The following is a 15,280-nucleotide window of genomic DNA, read 5'->3' on the forward strand; positions in this document are numbered from 1 at the left end:
CCGGCCAGCTGTAGTAAGCTGATTTTGCCGATATGCTCAACTGTCGCGGTTACTCATGAGTTTCACAGATGTGAGTAAGTCCTCGTGAATCTGGCCATTCGACGCAACGAGACCCGGTGTTTCCCAAGACCACCCGGAGCCATCAATGTCTGTAACACAGCCACCAGCCGCGCGAACAAGTTCGACCCCGGCGATCGTATCCCACGGAGAAAGCGGGTACGCCGTTACCGCGCCGTCAAGTGCTCCACTAGCAACGAGAGACAACGTTAGCTGAGCGCTGCCGATTCGTCGGAGGTTGCCAAACTGCAAGAGGAGTTGACTGACTGAGTTCGCGTAGGCTTCACGGTGTCCAAAATCAGGAAGCCCCATGGCTGCCACTGCCGCCAGTTTGGGATCGTTCCGATCGCTCACGGTGACCGGTGAGCCATTGCGTGTGACCACTCCGTCGCTAACAGTGTATGTATCCGACACGGCAGGTGCAGTATTCACCGCGTGAATGGGTCGACCATCCTGGAGGACTGCGACACTACAGGTCCACCCAATGGCCCCGCGAGCAAAATTGTACGTTCCGTCGATCGGATCGATGACCCAAACGAACCCCTGCTCGGGAACGCGCTTCGGAAGATCGCCTTCTTCACCGACGATGGTGTCATCGGGGAACCGTGCGTTGATAGTGGCGACCGCGGCGTCCTGTGCGTGGCGATCGGCTGTCGTCACGATGTCGCCGGGGTTGATTGCCGGACCGACGCCCCTTTTATTCGATTCTGTAACTGCCGTCCTGAAGAACGATCGGGCGACTGAACCACCAGCCAACGCAGCCGCTACTGCGACTGACTGGCGATCGTCGTCGTAGTGTCTGTCTATCTGTTCTTCCTTTGGTGGCTCGTCAGTGTCCATCTGTTTTCCATCAGTTGGTCTGTCAGCGTCTATCTGGTGTTGGTCTGATGTCTGGTTAGTGTCCATCTGATAATCATTAGTTGAGCTGTCAGTCATGAGTAAAGCTCCCTCATTGGAACCGTGGTGAACGGAACGAGCAGTTCAGCCGGATCGAGTCCACCGTGCTGGCCGATCATGTCGAATTTTGTGTCTGTATGCCAAATTGGTGCGTCGCGTGGCACGATGATAAGATCGCCGCAGCGTTCGCGAAACGTCTCGCTGCAGTCGTGCGTGCCAAACAGTTCAGCGTCGATCGCTTCTGTCTGAGTCCATGTATGAACCGCAAGTGAATCGAGGGCCTGCCGAACCGGCTCGATCGATCTGTCTTTGAGGTGGAGGTGGACGTTCCTGAGGCTGCCAGTCGGCGGCATCGGTGTGCCGTTCGGCCGCCGACGGAGTCTCTCACTTATACGCTCGTCATCAGTGAGCACTGTGCCGACCGAACCAGGGATGTCAATATGCCCATGGTCAGAAACAAACCCAACAGCGGTCTCAGCAGCAATTTCGGGAGCAAGCCGATCGATCGCGTAGCGGAGACAGCCATCGATCATCTGAAGCGTTGCCTCGTAGTCCGGCGACTCAGTGCCTTCATTGTGTGAGATCGTATCCACCTCCGGAAGATACAGCGAAACAAACGAGGGACCTGGTTCGGCAAGCGCATCCATTGCCGCAAGTGCCCCGTCAGCAGGGGTGGTATATGGGACCTGTGTCGCCCCCTCGTACAGCTGTGCTGCGCCGTCGTGTACGAGTGTGTGTTTCGGCTGTATAACCGTCGATCGAACGTCCATCTCGGCAAGTTCACGGTGAATCGTCGGCCCATCAAAGAGTTCCACTGGGTCGTCATCAAGCTGAGAAATCGGTGTGCCGTCAACAGTCGCACCGCGGAGCGGCTCGACGACGACATCTTGGGGTGGAAGGTATTGCTCCCAGCCAAGTGAGCCGTGTTCGATCGGTTGTCGACCGGTGTGATACGAGACGATCGCCGCAGCGGTTTCCGTTGGAAACACCGCCGAAAGTGGGGTCGTCGTCCCGTGCTCACGGGCGCATGAAAACAACAGTGCAGTCGTTTCGAGCCAGCGATCGTACCGGAGTCCGTCAATGAGGACGACCAGAACATTTTGTGACTCAGTGATCGCAGGGTCCAGACACTCGGCAGGAAGTGTGTGCTCCGCATCGTACCCAAGGAACGAGGCGAGCGTAGGAGAGACGTTCGAGAAACATCGATCGCGGTACGGGGGAGTGTGAGGGTCATGATCTTGGCTTACCTCGAACAGCCGATCGGCTGCAGCGGCAGTACTCATGGCCCCGCGTGATCGTCGACTAGCGGCGCCGACGCCAGTCGGATTGCAGAAAATGCTGTGAGTCCCGCTGAGGTCTCACCAGCTGTCCGACGGGCTGCGTGTGCTTCGGTCATTCCTTCAATATCAGTCACTGGAACGTATCGAACAGCAACGCCAGTGTGGTCGAAGTCAAAAAGGAGGTATCCCTGCGGATAGCTGCACGTCGCGGGTGCGGTAACTTCTCGGAGCGCCCCTGTCGTCGCAACGCCAGGCATGTGCAGATGGCCGGTCATGACGAGACGAACGTCGTGAGCTCGAAGCTTTTCGATCAACGGCTCCGGGTTTCGGAGCGTCGGCGGAATGCCAACGCCCGGATGGACCGCGTCGCGATACTGATCGAACTGTGCGGACATTTTGGGTGTATTGTGGTGCATAACCACGACCGGCGTGTCCGCAGTTTCAAGCAGCTGGTCGAGTTGTGCAACCTCTTCAGCAGATACCTCACCGTCGTGAGTCGTCTCAAGTGACCCATCGGGCATTGAGGCGGTGTTGATTCCGATCACGTCGAGGCCCCCAACTGACATCGAAAACGGGATCGAACCGGGGGTGTATCGATCGACGAACCGCGAGACTGGCGGGGTGTCGTGGGCATCGCCATGACGGTACACATCCGGGGATGCTTTCGGCACATCATGGTTGCCGGGAACCGCGAGGAACGGCGTGGGACAGTTTTCGAGTAGCTCATCAAACAGTTCGTACTCCCACGGCGCACCATCTTTCGTGAGATCGCCGACAGAAATGGTGTAGTCGACGTCCCGATCAGCGATATCGTCGAACGCTGCACGGAGCCGATCGCCCGTACAGTGATAGAGCTTCGCAGTCCCTGTTTCGCGATCCGTAACGTGTGGGTCCGCGACGACGGCGAGACGGACCGGATCATCCACCGGTGGCGCGTCCAATCGCGCCAAAAGCGTGAGATTATTGTGAGCTGTGTGCTGGTACATCGAGTCACTATATATTTGATTAGATAGTAAAAATAACGATTTGCAAAAGCAAACGTAGTAAAGCTATTATCTTATATTGTTATATGAAATTAACTGACTATATTCTCCGTACAAAACCGCATATTATATATAAATATATAGCAATTGTACCCACAGAGGCATCCTATCGTTAGGATTCAGTTCACATGATCCCGATTGAGGTGGTCCGATCGCTCAAGCGGGCCGGTAAACACGAGCGGGGGGACTGGACCGATTGATGATATCGATTGCTCCGTAGACTATAGCGACGGACCAATTTGCAGACACCAGTATATTCGGCTCATAGCAACGTTCATACTTGTTTCTTAGCCAGCCCTACTTGCATGACGTCGAGAAATCCACTCAGAGATCGGCCGGGAACAAGCGTGAGCCGCCGGCGGTTCGTCGAAGCCGCGGGAGCAGCCGGGATCGCGGGGTTGGCAGGCTGTACTGGCAACAGCGACCAACCGGCCGAAGCTTCGAGCGGAAACGGCAACGGTAACGGTAACGGAGAGAATGAAAGCGGCGTTGATGTTGGCGAGGCCGACGAGGATGACATCGTCCTCGAGTTTTGGCACATCTTCGGGAGCGAGCTTGGGTCACATCTGGATCACCTTGTTGCAGAGTACAATGACCGAGCCGACGGGATCCACGTCGAAACCACATCCCAAGGCGGCTATGGTGAGAACTTCGAAGCGACGATGTCGGCAATCAATGCGGGGAACGCGCCGCACATCTCGCTTTTCGCATCTGGAGATACTTCCGCCGCGCTGGATGCAGATGCATTCATTCCGGTTGAGGATTTACTCGGCGATAACGTCAATTGGAGCGATTACATGGAGGTCGTCGTGGATTACTTTGCGGTCGACGGGACCTGGCACTCGATGCCCATAAACAACTCGACGGCGATCATGAGCTACAACCGAGACATGTTCGAAGAGGCAGGCCTTGATCCTGACGAGCCGCCAGAGACAATGGCAGAAGTCAGACAGGTCTCGGAAACACTGGTTGAGGAAACCCAAGCCGAGGAGGGCTGTGCGTGGGCAAATGTGACGTGGTTCATCAATCAGTGGTCAGCGATCGATCAAGAGTTCGTGTTCAACAACGCCAACGGGAGAGAGGGCGATTCGACCGAGATTCTGCTCGAAACTGAAACCGCACGACGGATTTACAGCTGGTGGAAAGAGATGTACGACGACGAACTCTACATGGCAACCCAACAAGGCTGGGGTGACGCATCTGGCGCAGCGTTACAAAGCGGGCGGGTTGGGATCAACCTTGGTTCGACCGCCGGACTCGGACGGAATGCTGAGCTCGCCGAGGAGGCCAGCGAGCCATTCGAACTCGGTGCCGCGCCGCTTTTCAGCCCACATGATGACTTCCACGGCGGCCAGATCGGTGGCGGCTCACTTTGGGTCCCCGAACAGGCAGTTGAGTCACCCGATCAGGAGGAGGCGCTCATCGACTTCTTCTTGTGGATCACTGGTCCGGAACCACAAGCAGAGTGGCACAAGCGAACCGGGTACTTCCCGCTCCATCGTGAATCCCGCGATATGCTCGAATCTGATGGCTTTTTTGAAGAGAATCCAGCCTGGACCGCCGGGTTTGACCAGCTCGAAAAGAGCGAATCCTCAGAGTACACGAGAATGCACATGGTCGCGACGACTGGAGAGGTCGGTGACGAGCGGATGGACCTGTGGACCGCACTCCGGCAAGGCGAAGATCTCGACGAGATGCTAAGTGAGTACAAACAGCGGATCGGCGACGCGCTGCAGCGCTGAACGGCAAGTGAGGGACTAACCAATACATGTCTTCCCGAAAAGCGTATGACAGCACGTGGCAGGCCGCGTTGCTCCTGCTTCCGACGATCGCAATCTTTGTGATCTTCCTGTACTGGCCCGCGCTTCGAACGATCTGGCTTGGGTTCTACGAAACGCAGTTTTTCGGACAACAGGGGACGTTTGTCGGTCTCCAACAGTACTGGGAGATCCTCATGTGGGAAAAATATCAAAACAGCGTCATCGTCACGCTCAAGTTTGCAGTTGTGAGCGTCTTTGGAACGCTCATTGTCTCAATTCTTCTTGCGTACTGGATCTACACCGTCGAACGAGGCAAAACGGCCTACATGATCGCCGTCATCTGGCCGTATGCGATGCCGGGTGCAGTCGCCGCAACAGTACTGCTCATCCTCTTGCACCCCGAAATCGGGATGATAAGCGCCCCGATCGAATCACTAACTGGGATGGAGTGGGACTGGCGGGTACACGGTACCCAGGCGTTCTGGCTCGTCGCGCTCGGGACGATCTGGTTTACACTCGGCTATGACATTATTTTCCTGCTGGCAGCGTTTCACGGCATCCCAGAATCGCTCAACGAAACAACTCGCCTTGACGGCGTCCCGCAGTGGCGCATGCTCGTGAGCGTCTACCTGCCGCTTATTTCACCGACACTGTTGTTCTTGCTTGTCATCAATACACTCGGTGGCTTCTTTGGCGGGTTTGCGATGGTCGATCTCGTAACTAATGGCGGGCCGCGGGGGGCAACCAATCTAATGATATACCAGCTGTATGAAAGCGGTTTCCGGAACTTCAACATCGGCGAAGCCGCCGTCCAGTCGGTGTACCTGTTTGCAATCGCCGTCGTGTTGGCCGTCGCACAGATCGTCTTCTCAGACAAGCGGATACACTACGGAGGCTAACAGATGGCAATCAAAGACGCATTTGACATCACCCAAACCGATCGCACCGACACACTCGTGACGAACCTTGATCGATGGAGATCCGACGTGCTCGCCCATCCGGGCTCACACATCGCGTTACTCATCTCAAGTACCGTACTCGTCGCGCCAATCGCGATGGCACTGCTTTTGACAACGCAGACGACCGCGCAAGTGTACGACCTGAACTACGTTCGGCCCGGAAGCCTCGAGACGATGTATCAGAACTACTACCAAGTACTCGTCACCTGGGGCTTTTGGCGGCTGACGCTCAACACGCTGTTCGTTGCCGGCGCATCAACGCTGGGCGCGATCGGCTTGTCGCTTCTGGCAGCGCTTGCGATCGTATTCTACGACTTCAAACTCGATCGGGTCACATTCTACTTTATTTTGCTCACCCTCATGGTGCCGTTCGTCATCCGTGTGGTTCCGCTGTACGAACTTGTTGTCTCGGTCGGCTGGCACAACACCTACTGGGGGCTCACGATTCCGTTCCTCGCGAGCGCAACCGGGGTATTCCTGTTGCGACAACACTTCAAATCAATTCCAGTTGAGTTGGTCGAGACCTGTCGCTTGGACGGGGTTGGACCGATCGGGTTCCTGAGACATGTGCTGATTCCGATGACAAAAGGGATGATTTCGGGGCTCGCGGTGATCATGTTCATCGGGACCTGGAACGCGTACTTTTGGCCGCTCATCGTCATCAACACCGAGAGCAGACAGATGATACAGGTCGGCCTTCGGATGTTACAGAGCGCACAGATGGGAACGCTAACGCAGTACAATCTGATGATGGCTGGTGCGGTTATCTCGCTGCTACCGGCGCTGGCACTGCTTTTGGCGCTCCGAAAGAACCTGCTGACGACAATGGGACTCAAGCTTTGAGTCTTTGCTGAAACACCAATCCAAACCATGGCAACAATTGAGCTACAAGACGTACGAAAAGAATACGAAGACGTAGTCGCGGTCAACGACGTCGACCTCACAGTCGAAGACGGAGAGTTCCTCGTGTTAGTTGGCCCGTCTGGCTGTGGAAAAAGCACCACACTCCGACTTATTGCGGGGCTGGAAACGTGTACGAACGGCGAGTTGTCGATCGGCGAGACGGTCGTTAACGACCACGAGCCGAAGGAACGAGACATCGCGATGGTATTTCAAAACTACGCGCTGTTTCCACATATGACCGCCCGAAAGAACATCACGTTTGGGATGCAGTACTCCGGATCATACACCGACGAAGAGATTGACGAGCTCGTATCCCACGCTGCGGAGGTACTCGACATTGCGGAGCTGCTCGACAGAAAGCCGAGTGAATTGTCGGGAGGCGAAAAACAACGCGTCGCAATGGGTCGATCACTGGTCCGAGACCCAGAGGTGTTCCTTATGGATGAACCGCTTTCGAACCTAGACGCGAAGCTTCGCGTACAGATGCGGACAGAACTCTCGACGCTCCACGAGCAACTGGGGACGACAACCGTCTACGTAACACACGATCAGATCGAGGCAATGACCCTTGGAACCCGCGTCGCGGTGATGAACAAGGGGAAAATCGAGCAGATTGACCCGCCACAGCAGCTGTATGACTTCCCGGAGACACGGTTTGTCGCAGAGTTCATTGGCAGTCCAGCAATGAACATTATTGAGGCACACGTCAGCACAACCGGACCGACGGTCGATGCCGTCCACGAGGCGTGTTCGATTCCGTTACCGCAGCAGTCAGCGCTCGACCAGCTCTCAGATGGCCACTACCTCTTAGGCGTCCGTCCAGAGGATTTTACCGTCGTCGACAACCCAACCACATCAGAGAACGAGCAGCTGGATGTGCATGTCGATCTGGTCGAATCACTTGGAGACACATTGTTGCTCCATACGAGCCTTGGCAATGACGATCTACAGGTCGTGAGTTACCAACCAGGGCGAACAGTCGAACGGGGCGATATGCTGACAGTCACGTATGATCCCGATCGGCTCCACCTGTTCGATCCAGAAACCGGCGAGGCAGTGTACCACTCGGGGAGCGATCGTCGTGGAACTGCGTCAACAGCTGCCCGAAACGGGGCAGGGAACACAGAGATGACTGTCGGGAGCGGTCAATCCGATCGCAAATCCACGGAAACAACCCAGTAGTCTTCAAACTGCAACAAATCAAAACGGACCTTGTCCACTCAGCATTCAAACCTGTGCACCTGCTACATTGTGCATGGCTACTCCGACCATCTGGTGGGTTCGCAGCGACTGTCGACTCCACGACAACGAGGCACTCCGATCAGCGGCCGCAACAGTCGGCCCCGTTATCCCCGTCTACGTGTTCGATCCGCGAGCGTACGGCGAGCAGGGATATGGCGGGGCAGACTCGTTTACGTTTCAAAAGACCGGATCACACAGGGCCCGGTTTCTCCAAGAATCCGTCCGCGATCTCCGTGAGTCGCTTCGAGAGCAGGGTTCGGATCTCATCGTCCGTCACAACCACCCAGAGACAGTCATTCCCGAACTGGCCGATCGTGTCGGTGCCGATCGGGTCGTGATGGCGACGTACCCCGCCCCCGAGGAGATGGCCGTCGAGACCGAGGTGAAGACGGCTCTTCGTGCGGCAGATGTCGCTGTCGAGCGGGTGTGGACCCACACGCTGTATCACCTCAACGATCTGCCGACGGATTACCGGTCGATCAGCGACACATACACCAGCTTTCGCAAGTCCGTCGAGCGCGAGAGCACCGTCCGCGAACCGATCGAAACGCCGGAAGTCGACGGTGGTCCGATCGCCGAGATCGATCCTGGCACGGTTCCATCGCTCGAGGAGTTGGATCCGAATCTGGAACCGCCGGCGCGGGACGATCGCGCCGTCCTCTCATTCGAGGGCGGTGAAACCGCGGGGATCGATCGTCTCGATCAGTACCTCTGGGGCGAAGATCGGCTTCGTGAGTACAAGCAGACGCGAAACGGGATGCTCGGGCAGGGATACTCCTCGAAGCTGTCGGCGTGGCTCAACGCCGGCTGTCTGTCGCCGCGGCAAGTCGAACGGGAGGTGCGCCGCTACGAGGACGAACGCGTTTCGAACGATTCGACGTACTGGCTGTTGTTCGAACTCATCTGGCGAGATTTCTTTCAGTTCCAGGTCGCAAAACACGGCCGATCGTTCTTCGCCCCGGGAGGGCTACAGCAGCGAACTGATATCGAGTGGCGACACGACGAGACGGCGTTCGATCGCTGGACCCGCGGCGAGACTGGCATTCCCTTCGTCGACGCAAATATGCGCGAACTCAATCGGACGGGATACATGTCGAACCGTGGCAGACAAAACGCCGCGTCGTTTCTAGTCAACCACCTCCGGATCGACTGGCGGTGGGGCGCGGCGTACTTTGAGACCCAACTGGTCGACTACGATCCAGCGTCGAACTACGGCAACTGGTCGTACATTGCGGGGGTCGGCAACGACTCGCGCGATCGGTACTTCAATAGCAGCAAACAGGCGAAACAGTACGACAGTGACGCAAAGTACGTTACCCACTGGCTCCCCGAATTGGCCGTCCTTCCGCCGCGGTATGCCCACGAACCGTGGACGATGAGCGCAGATGAACAGACCGACTACGGCGTCCAACTTGGGAGTGATTATCCGGAGCCGATAGTCGATCCGTCTGTGCCTCCTGAGCCGTATCGGTGAGCCCTCAGTTGTGTATCGATGAATCAGTTCGCTGGCCCGCGAACAGTCGAGGAGCCGGTTGCTTGTGCACCCGTTCGCAGCGTCTCGATACCGTTCACGTACGCCCGCTGGACCGTTGGGGCGGGTTCCAAATCAACGACGAGCACGTCCGCGCGTGCACCAGGTTCGATTCGACCACGATCGGTCAGCCCAACCGCATCAGCGGGGTTCTTGGTGACCCGGGCAACTCTGGTCGAGAGCGGTTCACCGGTTTCGACGAACGGCGAAGCGAGCATCGACGGCGGGTGATAATCAGAACAGAGCACGTTGCACACGCCGGCCTCGATCGCATCGCGGACGCTGAGGTTGTCCCACAGGCTTCCGCCGCGAATGAGGTTCGGCGCACCCAATGCGGTTGTCATACCACACGCTTTCGCCCGATCAGCCGCAGCCAACGTCAGGGGAAACTCTGAGATATCGACGTCGAGGCGGTCCATCCACTCGACGGTTTCGACGGTGTTGTCGTCGTGTGATGCCAGCGGTACTCCTGCGGATTCGGCAACCTCGGCTGCGCGGGCAGCGCATGCTGTGAGGGTCGCTTCAGAGACTGTCCGTCGATCGGCAATGAGGTCGTCGATCGCCTCCCGAGGGACGTTCCGATCGTTGATGTAGTGATCTCGAAACGAGGCATCATCGAACTGTCCCTCGTCAGGACCGTGGTGCATAATAGAGACAAGGTCCGCGGTGCCCTCATTGACAAGCGCTGCGACAGCATCAACGCTCGGGCACGAAAGCTCACACCGCGCGTGCACCCGGTTATCAACGAGCAGTCCGTCAGTGCGTTTGATGCTCCGGGCCAGCTCCGTCGCCTCGGAGATCGACCGGTTGTCCTCTGGGGTTTCTTCGAAGGCGATCGCGTGAAACTTGGTCGTGATCCCATTGAGGGCGTTAATCCGATCAGTACTCAAAAGTGCAGTGTCAATAGAAACCTGCGCAGACGATCGTGGATTGCGTTCGCTTTCGATATCATCACCATGGAGATCGACAATACCCGGCATCACAACCGCTCCGGACACATCGACAGAGGCTGCACCGGAGCGTGGTGGGTCAGTAGTTGGCCCCACGTCAACGATCGTTCCCCCAGAAAAAAGCACACAGCCGTCGGAAATAACCGTCTCGGGGGTGACGACACGGCCGTGTCGGAGCTCAACTGGAGGCGCTGACGACGACGGTTCGCGCCGGCGATCGCTCACATTTTGGGGATAATCAGGGTGCGACATTAAACACATCGTCCCGCTATATGGAGTTAGTTAAGCACCCGCTTCAACGGCTGTGTCGATCCATATCCCACTCACCGACACGTTGATAATGGGACAAACGACCCCTCGAGTGCAGTGATCCACGCAGTCGTTCGACAGTCGTCGTCAGCCCGTCTCGGATGGATCGTACACTCATCAGGACCGTCCTCGTATCTAACGATCGTTGCAGTGAACCGATCGTCGGTTGTGGCTTCCGAATGGGACATTGATTGGTGACACGAGGAACAGGGATATTGTTAATATGGGATTATACCGCCAGACGAAAGCAGTATCCGATCGGGTGTGAAGAGCATCAAACAAGTATGTGCATCACTCGACAGTCACGCTTTTTGCGAGGTTCCGCGGCTTGTCGATCGCACGATTTCGGAGGTTTGCTGCATGATACGCTAACAGTTGTAGATGAATGTTGAGCAGTAGGCCGGCGAGTTCTGGGTGAACCGAGGGGATTGAAAGGTACTCATCAACAGCGGCTTGGACTTCTGTCCCAGCGGGTCCAATTCCAATGACGGACGCACCACGACTCCGTGCCTCTTCGACGTTGTGTAGTGTGAGATGGTCGTTCCGTCCGGTAAATAACGCGATAACGACTGTATTGGGGGTCACGAGTGCCAGCGGGCCGTGTTTGAGTTCTCCCGCGGCGAACCCCTCGGCGTGGTCGTAGGTGATCTCTTTGAATTTCAACGCACCCTCGCAGGCAACCGGGTACCCGACCCCACGGCCGACAAAAAAGTATGCGTCTGCATGGCGATAGCGTTCTGCGAGGTGGGCGGCTTCGGTCGAGTCGATAACAGACTGGATCGCTTCTGGTACCTGGGTTAGTTCCTCGATCGCCGCTGGCATGCTGGAAGCAGGATCTGCATCAACAGCGATCTGCTCGGCCAAAAGCGCCAAAACACCCACCTGCGAAGAGAACGTCTTGGTGGCGGCGACGCCGATCTCTGGTCCTGCCCTAATAAAGATCGAATCGTCGGCTTCCCGTGCAGCGGTCGATCCAACGACATTTGTGATTGCGAGCGTGTGGGCGTCGGTATCATTTGCGACCCGAAGCGACGCAAGCGTATCCGCCGTTTCTCCACTCTGGGTCACCGCAATCACGAGCGAGTGCTCATCAAGTGGGACTGGGTCGTATGCGAACTCGTTTGCGCGGACTGCAGTCGCCCGAATTCCTCGGCGGCGAAACAGTCGTGTTCCGTACAGTGCCGCGTGATAGGATGTCCCGCAGGCAACAAATACGACATCTTGGATTCCCGAGAGCATCCCGTCAGGAATTGCGTCGAAATCGACTACCCCGTCGGCGGTTCGACCCTCGATCGTCTGTCTGAATGAAACCGGCTGTTCATCGATCTCTTTTCGCATGAAGTGACTATATCCGGCCTTCGAGGTATCATTCGCGTCCCACTCGACAGTCTCGACAGGGTGGTCGACAGAATCGCCACCGAGGCTTGTCACCTCGAACCCGTCTGGGCGAACAATCACGACATCGTCGTCTTCCACGTATACCACACGATCGGTAAACTCCAAGAACGCGGGGACGTCGCTCGCGAGAAACAGCGCCTTTTCGCCAAGGCCGAGGACGAGTGGAGAGCCGTTCCGAGTGGCATAGACCGCAGTTGAGCCCTCAACGACAGCCGCAATGGCGTAGCTTCCGTCGAGCTGCTCAACCGCACCACGGAATGCGTCTTCAGGAGATTTCCCCTCACGGAGTCCTGCGGCAATGAGATGCGGGATCACCTCCGTATCAGTTTCACTTGTGAAGGTGTGTCCGGCCGCCTGTAATTCGGTTTTGAGCGCCTCGTAATTATTTATAATTCCGTTGTGAACAACACTTACACGACCGGAGTCGTCTGTATGTGGGTGCGCGTTCGCGTGAGTTGGTGGCCCATGCGTGCTCCAGCGCGTGTGTCCAATCCCAACTGAGCCCGCAAGCGATCGCTCTTCGAGTGCCGAGTGAAGCGCGTCGATCTCTCCATGAGTTTTACACACATCGATCTGAGCGCCATCGGTCACAGCAATACCAGCAGAGTCGTAGCCGCGGTATTCGAGGTTTTTTAACCCAACCATCAGCTCGTTGACGGCGTCTGTAGCGCCAACACGTGCGATAATTCCACACATATTATCGCCTCATAGTTGTCTTGTTGTGATTTGGCCGGCCGAGTATTCCTCCTTTGATGTCGGTCATTGGTGAGACTACGTGCCTGTACGGATGGCTCATGGCGTGTGACACCTAAACACCGATTGGGGTTTTGTTATGCGTAAGACTACCATCTGAGGGGCAGCATAATCACTCACTGGGCCTGTTGGCTGTAGTGGGTGACCGTCTCTGTACATTGGTACGTGTCAGCCACTCATGTGGTATTATCTGGTTATTTTTAGAAACGAACAGTTAACAAAGCGTCTTGTTGTGAAACGACTTTCTCGAACACACAGCGAGACTCCTGATTTCGAATGTCATACAACGATACGTTCCAGCTGTCCCAAGACACCGTCTTTGATCTGCTGAGCAGTTCACGGCGTCGATTTATCATTCGTCGACTCAAGAGTAGATCAACCGGGATCGATCTACAGACACTCGCAGGCGATCTCGCGGCCCAGGAGGCAGATATCGACCGAGACGAACTCACCGCCCAGCAACGAAAACGGATATACGTCTCGTTATATCAGACACATATTCCGAAACTCGCAGATGCTGATGTTATCCAATACGACCCAGACACTAGTGTAGTGCATCCGGGACCCAAACTTGACTCGCTTGAAGCGTATCTTACTCAAACCGACGATCGAAACCGGTTGGTCTGGGTTCACATTGGTATTACGCTCGTGGGGACAGTTATTGTCACTTTTGCCATACTACTGGGAGCATTTCGTACAGCCGCGATTATCGGAGCGATTGCGCTGGGTGCTGCGACGGCAATCACTGCAATCACGACTGTCCAAACCAACTCCGATCGGTGACCGTTAGACCTGCTGGTGCAGATCGCGATACTCGTATAATGAAAAGCCGAACGCCCCGTTTTGTCTCAAGACTGTTCGTACAGGTCAATTGTTCCGACACCTGTGGCATCAAGACTGACCCACCGATTTGTATATTTAAATGACACTTCAACCGTTTCGTTGCCCGAGCTAAGACACGTCTCAAGAGCGTCTGGATCAATCACCTCTGCCAGTGGTGGCAGTGTTGTTGGGTTGTCTCCGGTCACCGCTGCGATTGCCTCAACAATCGCAACAATGACATTATCCCCAGTTGGATCAAAATCAAACGATACAGTCGTTCCCGAAACGTGCCCGAAATTTTCCGTAATGCGATCTGACTGACAGTTGCCCATTTTACGTTTCCCGTTCGACAGTACAACGAATTCATATATAAGTATTCTTAAATTAGCGTATGATTTGTTTGTTGAGTATAATAAACTCACGGACATACACAGTCGTATGGACACGCATATATTAGTTCGTCGTACACCAGTCGATCGATTAGTCTCTAATTCGCGCAAACTCAACTGCTATTGCTCGAATGAGATTGAATCCGTGTGCAAATGGATTATGCGTGCTCGATCCGTCGATATCGTAGTTGATTGTCGTGGGAATTTCCGTGATGTTGTGTCCACAGTTGACCACGTGAAACAGGATATCCAAACTCGCATCCATCCCAAAACCGATATTCTCCGTCTCAACGACAGCCTCGATTGCGCTTGCGTCGTATGCTCGGAAACCGCTTTGGGTGTCTGAAATTGTCGTGTTTCCGCCCCGAACCCGAATCGCAAGGTTTGACAACAAATTGATAACTGCTAATCCAAATCGGCGATACAGGGGAATATTCGACGTTGATCCACCGAGAAACCGGCTGGCGATAACAACTGATGCGTCGGTGTTACGGCACGTCTCAACAAGGGCACTACTGTCGGAGATCTCGTGTTGGCCATCTCCATCGAGAGTTACGAGATAGCTTGCATTAGTGTCGTGAGCTCGTGCAAAAAGCGTCTGTATTGTTGCGCCGTATCCCTTGTTTTGCGGATGGACAATTACCGTTGCACCAGCCGCTTGAGCGAGCTGTGCAGTCTCGTCGGTACTCCCATCATCGACAACAACCACTTCGTCGGCGTACTGCAGTGCGTCAGCCACGACGGATTCGATCGTGTCACCCTCGTTGTATGCTGGAATACCGATGACCACACCAGAGCGTTGTACCGATGATTCTGTGAGTGAGTTTGACTGGACTTGTGCACGATCGCCGCTTATCGCCTGGCTTAGCTCAGGAGCCCCGGGAGGCGCTCGAAGTGGTTCCTTTTCAGTTGACATAGGTGGATTGTGTTGGACGATCGCCTGTGTGATCGTGTCCACACCACGGATCTGAGACGTATTGTTATACG

Annotated in this window: 14 protein-coding genes; 6 read left to right on the plus strand and 8 right to left on the minus strand. The window is 55.7% G+C overall.

Features of this window, described 5'->3' with window-relative positions; all coding sequences use genetic code 11:
• Window positions 1-36: 36 nt before the first annotated feature.
• The 3 genes from E5K03_RS00100 to E5K03_RS00110 are packed head-to-tail and all read right to left on the minus strand — an operon-like array spanning window position 37 to window position 3,220.
• A complete protein-coding gene (locus tag E5K03_RS00100; RefSeq protein WP_205742924.1) occupies window positions 37-993 on the minus strand; it encodes an inositol monophosphatase family protein in 957 nt (318 codons plus the stop codon).
• Window positions 990-2,237, minus strand: a complete 1,248-nt coding sequence (locus tag E5K03_RS00105; protein ID WP_138004352.1) for an alkaline phosphatase family protein — start codon at window positions 2,235-2,237, stop codon at window positions 990-992. Before E5K03_RS00105 ends, E5K03_RS00100 begins: the two co-directional genes overlap by 4 nt.
• Complete coding sequence (locus E5K03_RS00110; protein ID WP_138004353.1) at window positions 2,234-3,220, minus strand: metallophosphoesterase family protein; 987 nt, start codon at window positions 3,218-3,220, stop codon at window positions 2,234-2,236. The genes E5K03_RS00105 and E5K03_RS00110 overlap by 4 nt, the downstream gene beginning before the upstream one ends.
• Before the next feature lie 362 nt (window positions 3,221-3,582).
• On the opposite strand from E5K03_RS00110, the gene E5K03_RS00115 reads away from it, so the two are divergent.
• The 5 genes from E5K03_RS00115 (at window position 3,583) to E5K03_RS00135 (ending at window position 9,615) form a co-directional block, all read left to right on the plus strand.
• On the plus strand, window positions 3,583-5,019 hold the full coding sequence (locus tag E5K03_RS00115; protein WP_138004354.1) for an extracellular solute-binding protein: 1,437 nt from the start codon (window positions 3,583-3,585) through the stop codon (window positions 5,017-5,019).
• A gap of 26 nt (window positions 5,020-5,045) precedes the next feature.
• Window positions 5,046-5,936 (plus strand): carbohydrate ABC transporter permease, encoded by an 891-nt coding sequence (locus E5K03_RS00120; RefSeq protein ID WP_138004355.1) that lies wholly within the window; start codon window positions 5,046-5,048, stop codon window positions 5,934-5,936.
• Window positions 5,937-5,939: 3 nt separating this feature from the next.
• Window positions 5,940-6,839 carry a carbohydrate ABC transporter permease gene (locus tag E5K03_RS00125; protein WP_138004356.1) on the plus strand — a complete coding sequence of 300 codons (900 nt, stop codon included), beginning with the start codon at window positions 5,940-5,942 and terminating at the stop codon, window positions 6,837-6,839.
• A 27-nt stretch (window positions 6,840-6,866) separates the two neighbouring features.
• Complete coding sequence (locus E5K03_RS00130; protein WP_138004357.1) at window positions 6,867-8,081, plus strand: ABC transporter ATP-binding protein; 1,215 nt, start codon at window positions 6,867-6,869, stop codon at window positions 8,079-8,081.
• 73 nt (window positions 8,082-8,154) lie between these two features.
• The gene (locus E5K03_RS00135) at window positions 8,155-9,615 is read left to right on the plus strand and encodes a DASH family cryptochrome (protein WP_138004358.1); all 1,461 of its coding nucleotides are present in this window, start codon (window positions 8,155-8,157) and stop codon (window positions 9,613-9,615) included.
• A gap of 23 nt (window positions 9,616-9,638) precedes the next feature.
• On the opposite strand, the gene E5K03_RS00140 is transcribed toward E5K03_RS00135, so the two are convergent.
• From E5K03_RS00140 to glmS, 3 genes are all read right to left on the minus strand, one after another.
• Complete coding sequence (locus E5K03_RS00140; RefSeq protein WP_138004359.1) at window positions 9,639-10,874, minus strand: alpha-D-ribose 1-methylphosphonate 5-triphosphate diphosphatase; 1,236 nt, start codon at window positions 10,872-10,874, stop codon at window positions 9,639-9,641.
• Between the two features lie 71 nt (window positions 10,875-10,945).
• A complete protein-coding gene (locus tag E5K03_RS17030) occupies window positions 10,946-11,119 on the minus strand; it encodes a DUF7511 domain-containing protein (protein ID WP_171006548.1) in 174 nt (57 codons plus the stop codon).
• 103 nt (window positions 11,120-11,222) lie between these two features.
• The gene (gene glmS, locus E5K03_RS00145) at window positions 11,223-13,025 is read right to left on the minus strand and encodes a glutamine--fructose-6-phosphate transaminase (isomerizing) (RefSeq protein WP_138004360.1); all 1,803 of its coding nucleotides are present in this window, start codon (window positions 13,023-13,025) and stop codon (window positions 11,223-11,225) included.
• A 333-nt stretch (window positions 13,026-13,358) separates the two neighbouring features.
• On the opposite strand from glmS, the gene E5K03_RS00150 reads away from it, so the two are divergent.
• The gene (locus E5K03_RS00150) at window positions 13,359-13,865 is read left to right on the plus strand and encodes a DUF7344 domain-containing protein (protein WP_138004361.1); all 507 of its coding nucleotides are present in this window, start codon (window positions 13,359-13,361) and stop codon (window positions 13,863-13,865) included.
• Between the two features lie 65 nt (window positions 13,866-13,930).
• Here the strand turns inward: E5K03_RS00150 and E5K03_RS00155 are convergent, their stop codons facing one another.
• Both E5K03_RS00155 and E5K03_RS00160 read right to left on the minus strand, forming a co-directional pair.
• Window positions 13,931-14,332, minus strand: a complete 402-nt coding sequence (locus E5K03_RS00155; RefSeq protein WP_138004362.1) for a HalOD1 output domain-containing protein — start codon at window positions 14,330-14,332, stop codon at window positions 13,931-13,933.
• A gap of 52 nt (window positions 14,333-14,384) precedes the next feature.
• A complete protein-coding gene (locus E5K03_RS00160; RefSeq protein WP_171006549.1) occupies window positions 14,385-15,251 on the minus strand; it encodes a glycosyltransferase family 2 protein in 867 nt (288 codons plus the stop codon).
• Window positions 15,252-15,280: the final 29 nt, after the last annotated feature.

This window comes from Halalkalirubrum salinum (assembly GCF_005543295.1).
GTDB classification, from domain to species: Archaea; Halobacteriota; Halobacteria; order Halobacteriales; family Haloferacaceae; genus Halalkalirubrum; species Halalkalirubrum salinum.